We start from the raw sequence: 17,342 nt of genomic DNA, 5'->3' as shown, positions 1-17,342 counted from the left end.
GGTGCAATGTCGAGGCAGGGCGCGTCTGCCTCAAGCGTCAGGATGGTCCGGAGCGGACAAGATTGTCTCTCGGGGTCGGCGGGTCGATGGTGCAGATCGACACTGTCGGGCACGGGGCCGTGCGGAGATACCGGTCCTGGAGAGGTCCGAACAGGTTGAAGCAATGATGCCTATCGCCAGCTCGCCGGTTGCTCTCCTCGCGGCATGTCACGCAATCTTCGAGGGCCGGACCCCCGTAACCCACGCATTTGACGAGATGAAACCCGGATGAGGAAGCGGCAACGCAAGTCTTCGACAGTCGGCAATTCGGACGCGGCGGCGATTCGTCCGCTTTGCGTGACGATCAACGAAGCGGCCGATATGCTCTCGCTCGGCCGGACGAGCATTTATCAGCTCATCGCGGAAGGCGCGCTCGTCGCGATCAAGATCGGAACCTGCACGCGGGTAACCACCGCCAGTCTCGACCAGTTCACGGAACAACTGGCGTCGCGTCAGGCGTGACGCGGTGCGCCGCGCTTCGGCGCCCCGCGCCGCACCATCTTCGGCTGCACCACTGCGGCTATCCTGGCGCCCGGCAGGCCGCTCGTCACGAACTCCACCCATCCATCCATGAGCTCGCGGCGCTTGTCGAAAAAGTCGGTGCGACGGTAAGCGGCCTCGACGGCCTTGGGCACGGCATGTGCGAGTGCGGCCTCGGCGACCTCTCCGGGAAGGCTGGTCTGTTCGGCCGCCCAGTCCCGAAAAGTCGACCGGAAACCGTGCACGGTGCCGTGGACATTCATGTCGCGCAATATCTTCGTCAACGTCATGTCGCTGAGCGGCTTGCCGCTTGCTGCAGGAAAAAGAAGGTCGCTGCCTCGGCGCCGCACAGGGGCGAGGGCGCGGAGATGTTCGACGGTGGCCGGCGCGAGCGGTACGCGGTGCCGGCGCCGCCCCTTCATTCGTTCGGCCGGAACGGTCCAGACCGCCGCATCGAGGTCGAACTCCTCCCATCGCGCACCGCGGACTTCGCCGCTTCGGGCCGCCGTCATGATGACGAGATGCAAAGCCAGCGGGCCCATGCCTCCCTTGCCCGCAAGCTTCGTCATGAAGGCGGGCATTTCGGCGTAAGGCATCGCCTCGAAGTTTCCGCTTCTGGGCTGCGCGGGCAGGCGATCGGCAACGGCCGGCCCCAGCGTGCCGATAAAGAGCGCGCCATCGGGCCGTGCGAATCGCAGGGTGCGGATAATGAGGCTACGAACCTTCCGCGCCGTCTCCGGCTTTTTGGTCCAGATCGGGCGGAGGCACGCGGCGATCGCATCGGCGTCGATGCTTTGGACCTGATACCGGCCCAGCGCAGGAAAGGCATAGGTCTCGAGCCAGGAGATTTGCTGCAGCTGTTTGCTGCTGCCGGCCTCGGCGTCCGCCGCTTTGGCCTCGAGAAAGGCGAGGGCGGCTTCACGGAAGGTGCGGGTCATTTCCTTGGGCGGTCGCAGTGCCTGATAGGGATCGCGCCCTGCCACGAGCGCGGACTTTATGAGGGCCGCTTTTTCGCGGGCTTCGCCGAGTTTTACCGCGCGCAAGCTGCCAAGGCCATATTCCCGGCGCTTCCCGCCGTGCTGGACGCGCGCGATCCAGCTGGCCGATTCGTTTTCGCCAACCACGAGAATCAGTCCGTTTCCGTCGTGATATTTTCCGGAAAGCTGTAGCGCCGCCCGGATATGCGCCTGCGTCAATCTGCCCATTTTCGCCTCGGAATCGCTTGTTTTTTACCCCCATTCTTCCCCCCACCATATCGCGAAAAAGGACGAAAAGCAACAGATGCGGACGGACGCCGAAGTCCAATAAGTCTATGATTTCTGGGAAAAAGTGGTCGCGGACGAACAGCGACAAACGTGAAATGGCTCCCCGGGTAGGATTCGAACCTACGACCGATCGATTAACAGTCGATTGCTCTACCGCTGAGCTACCGAGGAACACGCCGCCGAAGCGAGCAAGGCGGTCCCTTTGCCGCCGCTTGCGGGATTAATCAAGCCCTCAAACGATAAATTGTTCCATGGCGATGCGTTCGTCCAACCCCTGATCGGGGTCGAACAGCAAAGTCAGCGGTCGGCTGCGGTCCGTCGTTACGAGCACGGTCTTCACATCGCGGATTTCTCGCTGGTCCGCGACCGCGCTGACCGGACGTTTCGCGGCCTCGCGGACGTTGAAACGGATACTCGTCGATTCGGGGACGAGCGCGCCGCGCCAACGCCGCGGGCGAAAGGGGCTGATCGGTGTCAGCGCGAGCATTTCGGATTCGAGCGGCAGGATCGGGCCGTTCGCGCTGAGGTTATAGGCGGTCGATCCGGCGGGGGTCGACACCAGCACGCCGTCGCATGCCAGTTCCTCAAGCATCGTCTTTTCGTTGATCATCACCTCGAGTTTTGCCGCCTGACGCGTTTCGCGCAGCAGCGAAATCTCGTTGATCGCAGGCAGTATGTGGCGCTCGCCACTGATCGTCGTGATGTCGCCGCTCAGCGGATGGATCAGGAAAGGGCGGGCGGCAGCGAGACGGTCGATCAACCCCTCGACGCGAAACTCGTTCATCAGGAAGCCGATCGTGCCACGGTTCATCCCGAAAACGGGAAGGCTGCGGCGCTGGTCGAGCAGTTGGTGCAACATATGCAGCAGGAAGCCGTCGCCGCCGAGGGCGATCAGCAGGTCAGCCTCCGCCAGGTCGACGAAGTCATAGAGCGGACGCAACTCGGCTTCCGCTTCCATCGCTGCGGGCGCGTTCGACGCGACTAGCGCAATCTTGCGATGCATATTGGTCCGGTTCCCCCCGTGCCTTCAAATAACGGGATAGCCTGTCAGCCGCCCGTTGCACTCATATGACGCGCGACCGCCGGTTTGGACTTTCGCTCGATCTGAAAGTCATGCGCGCGGGGTTTGCCAGCCAACGCCGCATCAATCAAGCCGTCGACATCGCCGTCCTCGCGCAAGGCGGCGCGCAGGTCGACATGATCGTCCTGGCCAAGGCACATATAGACGCGCCCCTCGACTGTCAGGCGGATGCGGTTGCAGGTCGCGCAGAAATTGTCACTGAGCGGGGTGATCAGCCCGAGCGTTACGGGGCTGCCCTCGATCGCGAAATAGCGTGCAGGGCCGCCCGTCCGCTGGTCAACGGGATAGATGGCGCGCGTTTCGCGAAGCGGCGCGATGAAATGATGGAGCGGGATATAATGGTCGCTGCGGTCCTCCTCGACCTCGCCGAGCGGCATCGTCTCGATAAGCGTAAGGTCGCATCCGGTATCCGCACAATAATCGAGCATCGGCAGGAGCTGGTCTTCATTGAGCCCCGCGAGCGCGACCATGTTGATCTTGACCGCCAGCCCGGCATCGCGCGCCGCGTCGATTCCGCGCAGCGCAACCAGGAGGTCACCGACGCGGGTGATATGGCGAAAAGCAGCGGGGTCGAGCGTGTCGAGGCTGACGTTGATGCGGCGCACACCAGCCGCCGCCAGCATCGGTGCATGCTCGACCAGCCGCATCGCGTTGGTAGTGAGCGTGAGTTCGTCGAGGCCATGGCCGATCAGCGCGCCCAGCCGCATAGCCAGCGTGTCGATCCCCCGCCGTACGAGCGGTTCGCCGCCGGTCAACCGGATACGACGAACCCCGCGAGCGACGAAGCGTTCTGCAAGTTCGCCCATTTCCTCTATGCTGAGTACCGCCGACTTGGGCAGGAAACGCATATCTTCCGCCATGCAATATCGGCAGCGCAGATCGCAGCGGTCGGTGACCGACAAACGTAAGTAACTGATCCGCCGACCAATGCCGTCGATCAGGGGTGCCGTCGATGCGGCATTGTGGGAAAATGTGACAGCCACGCGCACATTGTGATGCAAAAGACGAGCGCTTGGCAAGCAAAGCCTGCTAGGGGAATGCGATGAATCGCCTGTCCGAAATCCTGTCCGCCTGTGCCCGCAAGCTTGAAGTCCTGCACGCGCGGTACGATGCCGATGCGGGCGTCATCCTTGTCCAGGTCGACCAGATGGCGCGCATCAATAACAGCGCGGGGACTGCGACGGGCGACTCGGTGCTCGATGAAATCGGGCGGCGGCTGGAAAATTTTGCGAGCGACGAGTTCGGGCAGGGATCGTGCGTCGACCGGCTCGATGGCCCGCGCTTCCTGATCGTGCCAGCGGCTCCGATGTCGCTCGGCGCCCTGCGGGCGCAGGAACGCGCGCTGCACGTCGCGCTCGCGGAGCCGATCGTTGGGGATCCGAACGGTCGCCTGTCGATCCGCATCGCCGCAGCGCTGGTCACACGCGACGAGCCGGTTGATGAGCAATTGCGAGCGGCGGGGGATCAACTTGCCCGCCCGGCGTCGGCCCGCGACGGGGTGATGGTACACGCCGCGCTGTCGCGGAACGAGGTGGTGATCCACTATCAGCCCCAATATGACGTCGCCACCGGCGAGATGACGGGGGTTGAGGCGCTGCTTCGCTGGCAGCACCCCGAACTCGGATTGCTCGGCGCCGGGCCGCTGGTGACTGCTGCGCGCGCGGCACGGCTCGAATGCGAACTCACCGAACATGCGCATCGCGTCGCGCTCGCCGAAATGGCGACTTGGCCAAAGGCGCTCGCCAAGCTTCGCGTGTCGCTCAACATCACCGCCGCCGACCTTGGCGACCCCGAATTTGCGGGCCGGTTCGCTGCGATGGCAAAGGCCGCAAAAATCGACCCCGACCGGCTGACACTCGAATTGACCGAACAGGCGATGCTGAGCGATCCCGCGAGCGCCGCCGACCAGTTGGCGCAAATTCGTGCGCTCGGTGTGGCCGTCGCGATCGACGATTTCGGTACCGGCTATTCCAGCCTGTCGCTGCTCGCGCGGCTACCGATCGATTATCTCAAGATTGACAGCGGCTTTACCCGCACGATCGACGGCAGCGATCGCGATCGCATCGTCGTGCGCGCGATCGTCGACCTCGCGCGCGCACTCGGGCTGCTCGTCGTAGCCGAAGGGATCGAGAATGAGCGCCAGTTGGACCGCCTTTCCGAACTCGGCGTCGCGAGCTGGCAGGGCTTCCTGAAATCGGGGCCAGTCCCTGCCGGCCAGCTCGTGGCGTTAATGGAAGCCTAAGCGACCTGTTTCGCAAGCTTCCCAAGACCTTTCGATAGCTGCAACGCGCCGTTGAGGCGCGCGCCCGTGCTCACCCAGTCGCCGCTGATCGACAGCTTGTTATCGGGGCGAATGCGCGCGCGTCCCTTCAGCCGTTCGACATAGGCGATCAGCCCCGGAACGTTCGCGAACGCGTCGCCGTGGAAGCTGACGAGCGCGCCCTTGGTGCCGACGTCGAGCTTCGCAATGCCCGCCAGCTTGGCGTTCGCCTTGATCTCCATGAGCTGGATCAGGTTCGCCGTCTCGGGCGGCAATGGGCCGAAGCGGTCGATCATCTCGGCCGCAAAGGCATCGAGCGCCAGGCGGTCGCCGGCGTCGTTCAGGCGGCGATAGAGCGCCATGCGAAGCGGCAGGTCGGGAACATAATCTTCGGGGATCAGGATCGGCGCGTCGACGGTGATGACGGGCGACAGGGCTTCGCGCGGCGGCAGCTTGCCGGCGCCCTCGGCCTTGGCGACGAGGATCGCCTCTTCGAGCATCGACTGGTAGAGTTCGAAGCCGACCTCGCGGATATGCCCCGACTGTTCGTCGCCGACGAGGTTGCCCGCGCCGCGGATGTCGAGGTCGTGGCTCGCAAGCTGGAACCCTGCGCCCAGCGTGTCGAGATCGCCGAGCAGCTTCAGCCTTTTCTCAGCGGTGTCGGTGATCGCCCCGCCTTCCATCGTCGTGAGATAGGCATAAGCCCGCGTCTTCGAGCGCCCTACGCGGCCGCGAAGCTGATAGAGCTGCGCAAGGCCGAAACGGTCAGCGCGGTGGACGATCAGCGTGTTGGCGCTCGGGATATCGAGCCCGCTTTCGACGATGGTGGTCGAGACAAGCACGTCATATTTGCGGTCGTAGAAGGCGCTCATGCGCTCCTCGACCTCGCCCGGCGCCATTTGTCCGTGCGCGACGACATATTTGATCTCGGGCACCCGCGTGCGCAGGAATTCCTCGATGTCGGGCAGGTCCTTGATTCGCGGCGTGACGAAGAAGCTCTGCCCGCCACGATCATGCTCGCGGAGCAGCGCTTCGCGGATAACGACCGGATCCCACGGCGCGACATAGGTGCGGACGGCAAGACGGTCGACCGGGGGCGTCTGGATTACGCTGAGCTCGCGCAGGCCCGACATCGCCATTTGTAAGGTGCGCGGGATCGGCGTCGCGGTGAGGGTCAGGACGTGGACGTCGGTCTTGAGTTGCTTCAGCCGCTCCTTGTGGACGACGCCGAAGCGCTGCTCCTCGTCGACGATGACGAGGCCGAGATTCTTGAACTCGACCGATTTCGCGATCACCGCATGGGTGCCGACGACGATGTCGATCGTGCCCGCCGACAGGCCGTCGCGCGTCTTCTGCGCTTCGCTGGCCGGCACGAGACGCGACAGACGGCCAATGTTGATCGGGAAGCCTTTGAAGCGTTCGACGAAATTCGTGTAGTGCTGGCGCGCGAGCAGCGTCGTCGGCACGACGACCGCGACCTGCACCCCCGCCATCGCCGCGACGAAGGCGGCGCGGAGCGCAACCTCGGTCTTGCCGAAACCCACGTCGCCGCAGACGAGCCGGTCCATCGGACGCCCCGACGCCATATCGGCGAGCACATCGCCGATCGCGCGGTCCTGATCGTCGGTTTCCTGATAGGGAAAACGGTCGGCAAAGGCCGGATAGGCTGCGTCTTGCGCGAGCAGTTCGCCCGACCGCAAGGCGCGCTGCGCCGCGGTAGCGAGCAGTTCGCCCGCGATCTCGCGGATGCGCTCCTTCATCCGCGCCTTGCGGCGCTGCCAGGCTTCGCCGCCTAGCTTGTCGAGGCCGACGCCGTCGCTTTCGCCGCCGTAGCGCGAGAGGACGTCGAGGTTTTCGACGGGAACGTAGAGCTTGTCGCCGCCGGCGTAAGTGAGTGCGACGCAATCGTGCGGGCTGCTCCCGACCGGGATTTGCGTCAGCCCCTCATAGCGCCCGATGCCGTGATCGAGGTGGACGACGAGGTCGCCGACGCTGAGCGTCGCGAGTTCGGCGAGGAAGGCGTCGGCGCTCTTGCGACGCTTCTGCCGCCGGACGAGGCGTTCGCCGAGGATATCCTGTTCGGTGAGCAGGCTGACCGCGTCGCTTGCGAAGCCATGATCGAGTGGCAGCACGACCATCGCGGTTGCGCCGCCGCTTTCCGCCGAGGCGGTGCCGAGCGCGTCCTGCCAGCTATCGACCGGTGCGAGCGAGGTGACGCCATGGTCGCGCAGCAGCCCCGACAATCGTTCGCGCGCCCCGCCCGAATAGCTGGCGATGATCGTGCGGCGACCCTTGCGGCGCTCGTCCGACAGATGATCGGCGACCTTGTCATAGACGTTGAGGTCGGCGGTGCGTTCGGGGGTGAAATCGCGCGCGGCGAAGGTTTCGAGGTCGACCACCGTCACAGCGGGCGGAACGTCGAACGGTGTCACGATATGGATCGGGCGCTCGCTGGTCGCACCGGCCCATTCGCCTTCGGTCAGATACAATGTTTCGGGCGCCAGCGGGCGATAGCTGCCCGGCGATTCGCGCTCGGCGGCGACGCGGTTGGCGTGATAGTCGGTAATCGCGGCAAAGCGCGTTTCGGCGGTCGCTTCGGTGCGGTGACCGCGCAGCACCGGCGTTGCCGGGTCGACATGGTCGAACAATGTCGCCAGCCGTTCTTCGAACAAAGGCAGCCAATGGTCCATGCCCGCCTGCCGGCGCCCGTCGCTCACCGCCTGATAGAGCGGGTCGCCCGTCGCCTGCGCACCGAACAAGTCGCGATAGGCCGAGCGGAATCGCTTGATCGTCGTTTCGTCGAGCAGCGTTTCGGATGCCGGGAGCAGTTGCAGTGCCTTGGCAGGGCCAAGGCTACGCTGGTCGGCGGGGTCGAAACGGCGGATGCTCTCGACCTCGTCGCCGAAGAAATCGACGCGCAGCCCGGTTTCCTCGCCCGCCGGGAAAAGATCGAGAATGCCGCCGCGTACCGCGAACTCGCCCTGATCGGCGACGGTGTCGACGCGGCTGAAGCCGTTCGAGACCAGCAGTTCGGCGAGCGCATCGCGGTCGATCCGCTGTCCCGGCGCGAGTGTCGTCGCAAGCTGGCGGATGCGAAACGGGGTCAGCGTGCGCTGCGTGATCGCTGCGACGGTGGTCAGGATCAGTTCGCCGCGCTTGGGAGGCAGTTGCAATGCCGAAAGCGTCGCGAGCCGGTCGGCGCTGACACGCATCGACGGCCCCGCCCGATCATAGGGCAGGCAATCCCACGCCGGGAAACGGTGGACGATCAGGTCGGGTGCGAAGAAGGGCGCCGCATCGGCGACCGCCTGCATCGCGCTATCGTCGGTCGCGACATAGACGAGGCGCTTTTCGCTCGCCCGCGCCAGATCGGCGAGCAGCAACGGCAGGAAGCCGTCGGCGGCGCGCGCCAGAGTGAGCGGCGTCGGCGCCGATCCGATCGCGGCAAAAATGTCGGCGGCGCTCCGGGTCATGGCAGCGGGATATAATCCAGTCGGCGCATCGCGGCGATCATATCGGGACGGTCGAGATGCGCGGGCGGCTCGCCGGTGCCGAGCGCCCATGCCATGATGTCGACGTCATCCTCCTCGACGACGACCTCGTACCAGGCGATCTCTTCCTCGCTCCAGCCCGCAGAATAGCGGTCGAAAAAGCCGCCGATCATATAATCGGCCTCGCGCGTGCCACGGTGCCAGGCACGGAATTTCAGGCGTTTGAGGCGGTCGGTGTGCGGCACGGGAAGAATCCTGACGGCCCATGCGGCAGGGTGTGGCGCACGGGGAACAATCTCTATAGTCAGCCCAGATAGTCATGCGACCCGAGATACTCAATCCGCTCTTTGCTGCGCTGACCGACCTGAAGGGCGTCGGGCCGCAGCTTGCCAAGCCGCTGACGCGGCTGGGGCTGGAACGCGTCGTCGATGTGCTGTTCCATTTGCCGACCGGACTTATCTCGCGCTTTCCCGTCGACCGACTCGATCAGGCGCAGGCCGGACAGACGATCATCGTCGAACTGACCGCGCAGGATTATCGCCCGGGGCGCAGCCCGCGCGCGCCTTTCGGGGTCGAGGCGTTCGACGATGCCGGCGATCATGTGCGGCTCGTCTATTTCGGGCGGACGTCGGGGCTGGCGCGCAAGCTGTTCCCGCTTGGCGAAAAGCGCCGCGTGTCGGGCCGGCTCGACCTTTACGGCGACATGCGTCAAATCGTGCATCCCGATCAGGTCGTCGAACCGGGCGACGAGGCGGGGATCGCCGAGCATGAGCCCGTCTATCCGCTGACCGAAGGGCTTACCAATGCGCGGTTGTCGCAGCTCGGTCAGGTCGCGCTCGAACGGCGGCCCGAACTCGCCGAGTGGATCGATACGCCCTTGCTGGCAAGCCGAGGCTGGCCCGCATGGCGCGAAGCGATGGAGCGCGCCCACGCCAGCCCACGCGACGAGCCGGCGCGTGACCGGCTGGCCTATGACGAGATTTTCGCAAGTCAGGTCGCGCTGATGCTGATCCGTGAAGGGCTGAGGGCCCGCAAGGGAAGGGCGATCGTCGGCGATGGGCGGCTGACCGATGCGCTTCAGCTTCCGTTCGGGTTGACCGGCGCGCAGGAGCGGGTCGGGCGCGAAATTGCGGGCGACATGGCGCAGGACAAGCCGATGTTGCGCATGCTGCAGGGCGACGTAGGATCGGGGAAGACGCTTGTTGCCCTGCGCGCGATGCTGGCGGCGGTCGAGGCGGGAACGCAGGCGGCCTTGCTCGCGCCGACCGAAATTCTGGCGCGCCAGCATTATGCGACGCTGCAACGCATGCTTGGCGGGCTGCCGGTCAATCTCGCGATCCTCACCGGCCGCGACAAGGGCAAGATACGCGAATCGACGCTGATGGGGCTCGCCGACGGCAGCATCGACATCCTCGTCGGAACGCACGCGATTTTCCAGCAGGCGGTCGCGTACAAGGACTTGGCGCTTGTCGTGGTCGACGAACAGCACCGCTTCGGCGTCGCGCAGCGGCTGATGTTGACCGCGAAGGGACACCGCCCGCCGCATCTGCTGGTGATGACGGCGACGCCGATCCCGCGCACGCTGCAACTGGCCAACCATGGCGAAATGGATGTGTCGCAGATCGACGAGATGCCGCCGGGGCGCACCCCGGTCGATACGCGCGTCATCTCGCTCGACCGGCTCGACGATGTCGTGGACTCGCTCGACCGGCATCTGGCGACGGGCGCGCAGGCCTATTGGGTGTGCCCGCTCGTCGCGGAGAGCGAGGGCAGCGAGCTGGCTGCCGCAGAGGACCGCGCCGTCCTGCTCCGCGAGCGGCTGGGCGATGCCCGCGTCGGGTTGGTCCACGGCCGGATGAAGGGGCCCGAAAAGGACGAGATCATGGCGCGGTTTCAGGCCGGCGAGATCGGCGTCCTCGTCGCGACAACCGTGATCGAGGTCGGGGTCGACGTGCCGGCAGCGAGCCTGATGATCGTCGAACATGCCGAGAATTTTGGGCTTGCGCAGCTTCACCAGCTCCGCGGCCGGGTCGGTCGCGGCGCCGCGAAATCGGTGTGCCTGTTGCTGCGGTCGCAGAATCTGTCGGAGACCGCGCGAGAGCGGCTCGCTCTGATGCGCGACACCAACGATGGTTTCGTGATCGCCGAGAAGGATCTGGAACTGCGCGGCGGCGGTGAGTTGCTCGGGCTCAAGCAGTCGGGTGACGCCGATTACCGGCTGGCAACGCCCGAACAACTGGTCCGCCTGCTGCCTGTCGCGCACGACGATGCGCGGCTGTTCGTCGAGCGTGACGGCGGCATGGAGGGATCACGGGCGGAAGCGGTTCGCCTCTGCCTCTATCTCTTCGAACGCGATGCGGCGGTGCCGCTGCTGCGAAGCGGTTAGTTTACGTCGCCTCTGGCACCCATGGCGCGGATCATCGGCAGATAATCTTCGACCGAGATCGACTTGTCGAATTGTACGCCGGTCTTGCCGCCGATCGACCAGACGACCTTTGCCGCGATGCGGCCGACGATCGGCATGCGGAACACGACGAGGTCGCCGATCTCCAGCCCACGCTCGAAACGCATCAACATGCCGTCGGCGCTGATGTTGACGCAGGTGCACATTTCCTGTCGCCCGTCGGGCATGACGAAAGGCAGGCGGCAATAGACGTCGCTACGCGGTGCGATCCGCTGGTCGAGGCCGACATAATGGGCCTTGTTCGTGTCGATCTTGCGCATTTTCGTGGACCTTGTTGATTTGGCCATGACGATCCACCCGATTGCTGAAAAAGTCGTAAATAGGTTTGTGAGCGTTAACGGGTCACAAGGCCATGTTTTTTTGACCCGAGGCTCACTGGAACGGAATCCGCGCCGGGCTGGATCAGGTGTGCGGGGTCGCGAACGACCACGCCATCGACCTTTACCGCGCCCTCGTCGAGCTTGCGGCGGGCCTCCTTGTTCGACGCGGCGAAACCAAGTTCGCGCAGCGCATCGACGACGCTGATCCCTTCGGCGGGCGCGGCAGCCTGTGGAAGGTCGCCACCGATCTGTCCCTTTTCAAAGGTTTGCGTCGCGGTCTCGGCGGCGGTCTTCGCGGCGTCCGCGCCGCGGCACATCGCGGTCGCCTCGTTCGCGAGGATCTTCTTCGCCTCGTTGATCTCTGCGCCTTCGAGCGCTTCGAGCCGTGCGATCTCGTCCAGCGGCAGGTCGGTGAAGAGCTTCAGGAACTTGCCCACGTCGCGATCGTCGCAGTTGCGCCAATATTGCCAGTAGTCAAAATGGGACAGTTGAGCAGGATTAAGCCAGACCGCGCCGGCGGCGGTTTTGCCCATTTTGGCCCCAGCGGCGGTCGTGAGCAGCGGAGTCGTGAGGCCATAAAGATCGGCGCCGTCCATCCGGCGGCCCAGCTCCATGCCGTTGACGATGTTGCCCCACTGATCGGAACCGCCCATCTGCAGGCGGACGTTCATGTCCTTCGACAGGTGGCGGAAATCATAGCCCTGCAGGATCATGTAATTGAATTCGAGGAAGGTCATCGGCTGTTCGCGATCGAGCCGCAGCTTGACCGAATCAAAGGTCATCATGCGGTTGATCGTGAAGTGCGTGCCGACTTCCTGCAGCAGTTCGATATAGCCGAGCTGGCCGAGCCAGTCCTGATTGTCGACCATCACGGCATCGGTCGGCCCGTCGCCGAAGCTGAGGAATTGCTGAAAGATGCTGAAGATCGACGCGATGTTCGCCGCGATCGTTTCGTCCGACAGCATCTTGCGGCTCTCGTCGCGCCCGGTCGGATCGCCGATCCGCGTCGTCCCGCCGCCCATCAGCACGACGGGCTTGTGCCCCGTCTGTTGCAGGCGGCGCAGCATCATGATCTGGACGAGGCTGCCGACGTGCAGGCTGGGTGCGGTCGCGTCGAAACCGATATATCCGGGGACGACCTGTTTGGCGGCGAGCGCATCGAGCCCTTCCGCGTCGGTCATCTGGTGGATATAGCCTCGCTCGTTGAGGAGGCGCAGCAGGTCGGATTTGTAACTGGTCATAGCGGGCGGGCGCTTAGCATGGGGTTTGATATTTGGATAGCATGCGCAGGGAACTGATCTGTCACCCCGATACGCCGGGCAAGGCGGTGCGCGCGGTTGCGGTCGAAATCACCTTGTCGTTCGACGATGGCTTTGCCCTGCGTTTCCTGGTCGACGGGGCGATCCCGGCGCTGGTCTTGCCCGACGGACAGGGCGAACTCGTGATCGCCGACAGCGCGACCGACGGCCTTTGGGAAAGCACCTGTTTCGAGGCCTTTCTGACCGAAGATGGCGAACCCGATTATACCGAGTTCAACTATGGCCCCGATGGCCGCTGGGCCTGTTACCAGTTCGACGATTATCGCTCGCTGCTGCGCACGGATGATCTCGCGCCGTGGGAGATGGCGGCCGAGAAGGGCGAGCAAAGCTATGCGCTGCGCATCGAGCCGGGGATTTTCCCGGACAATGGCGCCAAGCTGGCGCTGTCTGCGGTGATCGAGGAACTCGACGGCACGAAAAGCTATTGGGCGCTCGCGCATCCGCCGGGCAAACCCGACTTCCATCATCCCGATTGCTTTGCACTCACGCTTGGGGCACCCGACGCGGCATGACTATTCTCTTCGGTATCGACCGCCTGCTCGCCGATCCGGCGCTTCGCAAACCGCTCGAAGGAAAGCGCGTCGCGCTGCTCGCGCATCCCGCTTCAGTCACCGCCGACCTGACGCACAGCCTCGACGCGCTCGTCGCTGCGGGGCTCGATATCACCGCGGTGTTCGGACCGCAGCATGGTGTGCGCGGCGACCTTCAGGACAATATGATGGAGTCCCCCGACTTCACCGATCCGACCTATGGCATGCCGGTATTCAGCCTTTATGGCGAGGTGCGGCGGCCGAGCGGTCAGTCGATGCACACCTTCGACGTGATGCTCGTCGACCTGCAGGATCTGGGCTGCCGCATCTACACCTATGTGACGACGCTTCTGTATATCCTCGAAGCCGCCGCCGAGCACGGCAAGGCGGTATGGGTGCTCGATCGGCCCAATCCCGCGGGGCGTCCCGTCGAGGGTACGCAGCTCCTGCCGGGTTGGGAAAGCTTCGTCGGCGCGGGGCCGATGGTGATGCGTCATGGCCTCACGATGGGCGAGATCGGGCATTGGTTCATCCGTCACTTCGGCCTCGACGTCGATTATCGGGTGATCGGGATGGAAGGGTGGGATCCGAGAGGCACCGGCTTCGGCTGGCCGACGGACCGCGTCTGGATCAACCCCAGCCCCAACGCCGCGAACGTCAATATGGCGCGGGCCTATGCCGGCACGGTGATGGTCGAGGGCGCGACGCTGAGCGAGGGCCGGGGCACGACGCGTCCGCTCGAACTGTTCGGCGCGCCCGATATTGACGCGAAAGCCGTGATCGCCGAAATGCAGCGCCTCGCGCCGCAGTGGCTCGGCGGATGCAAGCTGCGCGATATCTGGTTTCAGCCGACCTTCCACAAGCATGTCGGCCAGCTCAACAGCGGTGTCCATATCCATGCCGACGGGCCGTGGTACGATGATGAGGCGTTCCAGCCCTGGCGTGTGCAGGCATTGGGCTTCAAGGCGATCCGCAGCCTCTATCCGGACTATCCGATCTGGCGCGGCAAGGATTTCAAATATGAGTACACCGACGATGTACTCGCGATCGATGTGATCAATGGCGGACCGGGCCTGCGCGAATGGGTCGACGATGCCGGCGCGGATGCGGGCGATCTCGATGCGCTGGCAATGCCCGACGAGGCGGGTTGGCGGGGCGAAATCGCCGACCTGCTGATTTACTGACGAAGGGGACGATGATGCACCGACGGCAATTTCTCGGGACGGCGACGCTTGCTGGCCTCGCCGCAACATTGCCCGTGTCGGTGCTCGCCGCCGATACGGCGGGCCTCCCCAATCTTGCCGCCAAGGCGGTGCCAATCGGCAAGGCAGAGCGGATGGCACGCATCGCCAAGGCGAAGGATCTGATGCGCGCGAATGATATCGGGGCGCTGCTGATCGAACCGGGATCGAGCCTCATTTATTTCACTGGGGTCAGATGGGGGCGCAGCGAGCGGCTGACCGCTGCGGTGTTGACGCGCGAAGGCGAGGTCGCGATCGTGACACCTTTCTTCGAGGAGCCATCGGTGCGTGAGAGCCTGGGTGTCGAGGCCGAGGTGCTGACGTGGAACGAGGATGAGAACCCGCTCGCCGCGGTCGCGGCATGGCTCGGCAAGCGCGGGCTGACCAAGGGCCGCATCGGCGTCGAGGAAACGGTGCGCTATTTCGCGGTCGACGGGCTTGAGAAAGCGATGCCCGGCGTGACCGTGGTCAATGGCGCGCCGGTTGTGCGTGGATGCCGCATGCACAAGTCGCCCGCCGAAATCGCGCTGATGCAGATCGCTGCGGACATCACGCTCGCCGCCTATCGCCACACCGCGCCGCGGGTCGAGGCAGGGATGACGCCCGCCGACATCGGCGCGATCATGAAGGCCGCGACCGAAGCGCTCGGCGGCAGGAGCGAGTTCGAATTGATCCTGCTCGGCGAGGCGAGCGCCTATCCGCATGGATCGGGCAAGCCGCAGGCGGTGAAGAGCGGCGAGGTCGTGCTGATGGACTGCGGTGCGACGGTGCACGGCTATCAATCGGACATCTCGCGCACCTTCGTTTACGGCAAGGCGACGGCACGCCAGCGGCAGGTCTGGGACCAGATGCGTAAGGGGCAGGATGTGGCGTTCGCCGCGGCCAAACTCGGCACGCCGGCAGGCAAGGTCGATGATGCGGTGCGCGCCTATTATGAAAGCCTCGGCTGGGGGCCCGGCTATAAGCTGCCCGGCACCTCGCATCGCACCGGCCACGGCATCGGGCTCGACGGGCACGAGCCGGTCAATCTGGTACGCGGCGAAACGACGAAGCTCGCGCCCGGCATGTGCTTCTCGAACGAACCCGGCATCTATATTCCCGGCGAGTTCGGCATAAGGCTCGAGGATTGTTTCTACATGACCGACAGCGGCCCGGAATGGTTCAGCGAACCGCCGCCGTCGATCGACAATCCGTTCGGTTAATCGGGCGTCTTCGGCCGCTGGACGAGGCTGACGAGCACGAAGCTGATGATCATCAACAGATACCAGCTGCCGAGCTTATCGAAACCGACCATGTGCCAGCCGTCGTTCTGGCTCGGATAGGTCCAAGCGCGGGCGAAGGTGCCGATATTTTCGGCGAGCCAGATGAACAGCGCGACGAGGCCCCAGCCGACGAGCAAAGGCATCCGACGATGCACATGGAGCGGGCGGAACCACACCTGACAGCGCCAGAAGAGCAGCGCGGTCGCGGCGAACAGCAGCCAGCGGATGTCGTACAGCCAGTGGTGCGCGAAGAAATTGACGTAGATCGCGGCGGCGAGGAGATAGCTCGTACAGATCGGCGGATAGCCGGTGTACCGGAAATCGAAGATGCGCCAGACGCGCGCGATATAACTGCCGACCGCGGCGTACATGAAGCCCGAAAAGAGCGGCACCGCGCCGATGTGGAGCAGGCTCGCCTCGGGATATTGCCACGACCCCGCAGCGGTCTTGAACAATTCCATCACCGTGCCGACGATGTGGAAGATCAGGATAACGATGGCTTCTTTCGGTGTTTCCAGTCGGAAGGCGAGCATGCCGAGTTGGATCAGCACCGCGCCGATCGTAATCGCATCATAGCGGTGGAGCGGCGCGCCCTCGGGCCAGAAGAGATGCGTGCCGAGCAGCAGAGCGAGCATCAGTCCGCCAAACAGGCATGCCCACCCCTGTTTGAAGCCGAAGACGAGAAATTCGAGAAACCAGCCGCGTGGCCCCGGCTCGACCGCCATCGCTTCCAGTCGCGCGCGGACGGCATGGAAGCGACTGTGGCCGCGCGGCAGTTCAGACATAGACGGCGACGTAGGCGATCAGTGCGGCCGCAGGCAGCAAGAGCGCCTGCGCGAGAATCGTGCCGGCGAGGCGGCTTAGCGAGATAAAGGTGATCGCGCGGCGGAAATCGGCCTCGTCGACTTTGCCCTCGACGGCATCGTCGGTCATCACCGACAATTGCGGGTCGATGAAGGCGAAGAGCAGGATCGTCGCGAAGCCGTTGATCAGCGCCGAGAGCTGCGATGCGGTGACGCGAAACTCGGGCGCCAGATAACCGGCGTAGAGCGACGCGACGACGCCGACCGCGAGCAGCGACTGCGCAAGGCAGTTGGCGATCAACACGCCCCAGCCGATCCCCTTGGGCATCTTCCAGCTTTTGAGGTGCGACAGGCTGGGGACGGTCAGCGATCGGCCTAATGTGCGCAGTCCGCTCGGGCTCGCGGCCTTCAGCGCCAGCTTCGTCGTCGAACGGTTGTTCTGGTACCAGCCGATCGCGGTGGCGAACATGCGCTGGCCCGTCGGCACCAGCAGGATGCCGATCAGCGTCGCGACGCTCGCCGCGGCGAGCACCAACTGCATGTCGATGAACAGCGATGCGCCGCTGCCGTCATGGATGCGCGTCTCGATCCTTTTGGCGAGAAAGGGGCCGAGGAAGCTGTTCGAGGTGCGCGAAAAGAGCACGAGGATGTTGAACAGCGCGAAGGACATGGCGATGCGCCGCGTGCGAACGCCGGCGATGCGCGCCGCATAGGCCAGCGCGCCGATCAGGTTGATGAAGCCGGTGAGCAGCAGGATGGTGACGAGGGGGAGGTCGATCATATTCGC

15 protein-coding genes and 1 tRNA gene are annotated in these 17,342 nt (G+C 64.6%); 6 read left to right on the top strand and 10 right to left on the bottom strand.

The window, feature by feature from the left end; all coding sequences use genetic code 11:
* The first annotated feature begins 267 nt into the window (after positions 1-267).
* A complete protein-coding gene (locus tag BLW56_RS02405) occupies positions 268-501 on the top strand; it encodes a helix-turn-helix domain-containing protein (RefSeq protein WP_093509058.1) in 234 nt (77 codons plus the stop codon).
* On the opposite strand, the gene BLW56_RS02400 is transcribed toward BLW56_RS02405, so the two are convergent.
* The 4 genes from BLW56_RS02400 to moaA all read right to left on the bottom strand — a co-directional run bounded on the left by BLW56_RS02400 (position 492) and on the right by moaA (position 3,854).
* Complete coding sequence (locus tag BLW56_RS02400; RefSeq protein WP_093509057.1) at positions 492-1,724, bottom strand: tyrosine-type recombinase/integrase; 1,233 nt, start codon at positions 1,722-1,724, stop codon at positions 492-494. The two genes, BLW56_RS02405 and BLW56_RS02400, sit on opposite strands and share 10 nt — an antisense overlap.
* Positions 1,725-1,880: 156 nt before the next feature.
* Positions 1,881-1,955: transfer RNA gene (locus BLW56_RS02395), tRNA-Asn, on the bottom strand.
* A gap of 61 nt (positions 1,956-2,016) precedes the next feature.
* The gene (locus BLW56_RS02390) at positions 2,017-2,787 is read right to left on the bottom strand and encodes an NAD kinase (protein ID WP_093509056.1); all 771 of its coding nucleotides are present in this window, start codon (positions 2,785-2,787) and stop codon (positions 2,017-2,019) included.
* A 44-nt stretch (positions 2,788-2,831) separates the two neighbouring features.
* A complete protein-coding gene (moaA, locus tag BLW56_RS02385; protein ID WP_371262198.1) occupies positions 2,832-3,854 on the bottom strand; it encodes a GTP 3',8-cyclase MoaA in 1,023 nt (340 codons plus the stop codon).
* A 53-nt stretch (positions 3,855-3,907) separates the two neighbouring features.
* Between moaA and BLW56_RS02380 the strand changes: the two genes are divergently transcribed.
* Positions 3,908-5,107, top strand: coding sequence for a GGDEF domain-containing phosphodiesterase (locus tag BLW56_RS02380; protein ID WP_093509055.1), 1,200 nt, complete (start codon positions 3,908-3,910; stop codon positions 5,105-5,107).
* Here the strand turns inward: BLW56_RS02380 and mfd are convergent.
* Together mfd and BLW56_RS02370 are read right to left on the bottom strand one after the other, a co-directional pair.
* Complete coding sequence (mfd, locus tag BLW56_RS02375; protein ID WP_093509054.1) at positions 5,104-8,598, bottom strand: transcription-repair coupling factor; 3,495 nt, start codon at positions 8,596-8,598, stop codon at positions 5,104-5,106. The two genes, BLW56_RS02380 and mfd, sit on opposite strands and share 4 nt — an antisense overlap.
* The gene (locus tag BLW56_RS02370; protein WP_093509053.1) at positions 8,595-8,861 is read right to left on the bottom strand and encodes an FAD assembly factor SdhE; all 267 of its coding nucleotides are present in this window, start codon (positions 8,859-8,861) and stop codon (positions 8,595-8,597) included. Before BLW56_RS02370 ends, mfd begins: the two co-directional genes overlap by 4 nt.
* A 74-nt stretch (positions 8,862-8,935) precedes the next feature.
* Here BLW56_RS02370 and recG point away from each other — a divergent pair, with 74 nt between their 5' ends.
* Entirely contained in the window at positions 8,936-11,002 is a 2,067-nt protein-coding gene (gene recG, locus BLW56_RS02365; RefSeq protein ID WP_093509052.1) for an ATP-dependent DNA helicase RecG, read from the top strand.
* On the opposite strand, the gene BLW56_RS02360 is transcribed toward recG, so the two are convergent.
* Together BLW56_RS02360 and tyrS are read right to left on the bottom strand one after the other, a co-directional pair.
* A complete protein-coding gene (locus tag BLW56_RS02360; RefSeq protein ID WP_093509051.1) occupies positions 10,999-11,340 on the bottom strand; it encodes a PilZ domain-containing protein in 342 nt (113 codons plus the stop codon). The two genes, recG and BLW56_RS02360, sit on opposite strands and share 4 nt — an antisense overlap.
* Before the next feature lie 74 nt (positions 11,341-11,414).
* Positions 11,415-12,641, bottom strand: a complete 1,227-nt coding sequence (tyrS, locus tag BLW56_RS02355; RefSeq protein WP_093509050.1) for a tyrosine--tRNA ligase — start codon at positions 12,639-12,641, stop codon at positions 11,415-11,417.
* Positions 12,642-12,682: 41 nt separating this feature from the next.
* Here tyrS and BLW56_RS02350 point away from each other — a divergent pair, with 41 nt between their 5' ends.
* The 3 genes from BLW56_RS02350 to BLW56_RS02340 are packed head-to-tail and all read left to right on the top strand — an operon-like array spanning position 12,683 to position 15,692.
* Positions 12,683-13,231, top strand: coding sequence for a DOMON-like domain-containing protein (locus BLW56_RS02350; RefSeq protein ID WP_093509049.1), 549 nt, complete (start codon positions 12,683-12,685; stop codon positions 13,229-13,231).
* Between the two features lie 2 nt (positions 13,232-13,233).
* Positions 13,234-14,433, top strand: coding sequence for an exo-beta-N-acetylmuramidase NamZ family protein (locus tag BLW56_RS02345; RefSeq protein ID WP_093510746.1), 1,200 nt, complete (start codon positions 13,234-13,236; stop codon positions 14,431-14,433).
* Positions 14,434-14,447: 14 nt separating this feature from the next.
* Complete coding sequence (locus BLW56_RS02340) at positions 14,448-15,692, top strand: M24 family metallopeptidase (RefSeq protein WP_093510747.1); 1,245 nt, start codon at positions 14,448-14,450, stop codon at positions 15,690-15,692.
* On the opposite strand, the gene BLW56_RS02335 is transcribed toward BLW56_RS02340, so the two are convergent.
* On the bottom strand, positions 15,689-16,537 hold the full coding sequence (locus BLW56_RS02335; protein WP_093509048.1) for a DUF817 domain-containing protein: 849 nt from the start codon (positions 16,535-16,537) through the stop codon (positions 15,689-15,691). The genes BLW56_RS02340 and BLW56_RS02335 overlap by 4 nt on opposite strands.
* Positions 16,530-17,336, bottom strand: a complete 807-nt coding sequence (locus BLW56_RS02330; protein ID WP_093509047.1) for a lipid II flippase Amj family protein — start codon at positions 17,334-17,336, stop codon at positions 16,530-16,532. The genes BLW56_RS02335 and BLW56_RS02330 overlap by 8 nt, the downstream gene beginning before the upstream one ends.
* Between the last annotated feature and the right edge of the window lie 6 nt (positions 17,337-17,342).

This window comes from Sphingopyxis sp. YR583, assembly GCF_900108295.1.
Taxonomy (GTDB): Bacteria; Pseudomonadota; Alphaproteobacteria; order Sphingomonadales; family Sphingomonadaceae; genus Sphingopyxis.
This window is presented reverse-complemented; position numbering and strand designations above follow the sequence as displayed.

Coding starts and splice junctions, on each gene's coding strand:
- BLW56_RS02390 (WP_093509056.1), bottom strand. CDS start 2,787: ATGCATCGCAAGATTGCGCTAGTCGCGTCGAACGCGCCCGCAGCGATG.
- tyrS (WP_093509050.1), bottom strand. CDS start 12,641: ATGACCAGTTACAAATCCGACCTGCTGCGCCTCCTCAACGAGCGAGGC.
- BLW56_RS02340 (WP_093510747.1), top strand. CDS start 14,448: ATGCACCGACGGCAATTTCTCGGGACGGCGACGCTTGCTGGCCTCGCC.
- BLW56_RS02380 (WP_093509055.1), top strand. CDS start 3,908: ATGAATCGCCTGTCCGAAATCCTGTCCGCCTGTGCCCGCAAGCTTGAA.
- recG (WP_093509052.1), top strand. CDS start 8,936: ATGCGACCCGAGATACTCAATCCGCTCTTTGCTGCGCTGACCGACCTG.
- BLW56_RS02350 (WP_093509049.1), top strand. CDS start 12,683: ATGCGCAGGGAACTGATCTGTCACCCCGATACGCCGGGCAAGGCGGTG.
- BLW56_RS02400 (WP_093509057.1), bottom strand. CDS start 1,724: ATGGGCAGATTGACGCAGGCGCATATCCGGGCGGCGCTACAGCTTTCC.
- BLW56_RS02405 (WP_093509058.1), top strand. CDS start 268: ATGAGGAAGCGGCAACGCAAGTCTTCGACAGTCGGCAATTCGGACGCG.
- mfd (WP_093509054.1), bottom strand. CDS start 8,598: ATGACCCGGAGCGCCGCCGACATTTTTGCCGCGATCGGATCGGCGCCG.
- BLW56_RS02330 (WP_093509047.1), bottom strand. CDS start 17,336: ATGATCGACCTCCCCCTCGTCACCATCCTGCTGCTCACCGGCTTCATC.
- BLW56_RS02335 (WP_093509048.1), bottom strand. CDS start 16,537: ATGTCTGAACTGCCGCGCGGCCACAGTCGCTTCCATGCCGTCCGCGCG.
- BLW56_RS02360 (WP_093509051.1), bottom strand. CDS start 11,340: ATGCGCAAGATCGACACGAACAAGGCCCATTATGTCGGCCTCGACCAG.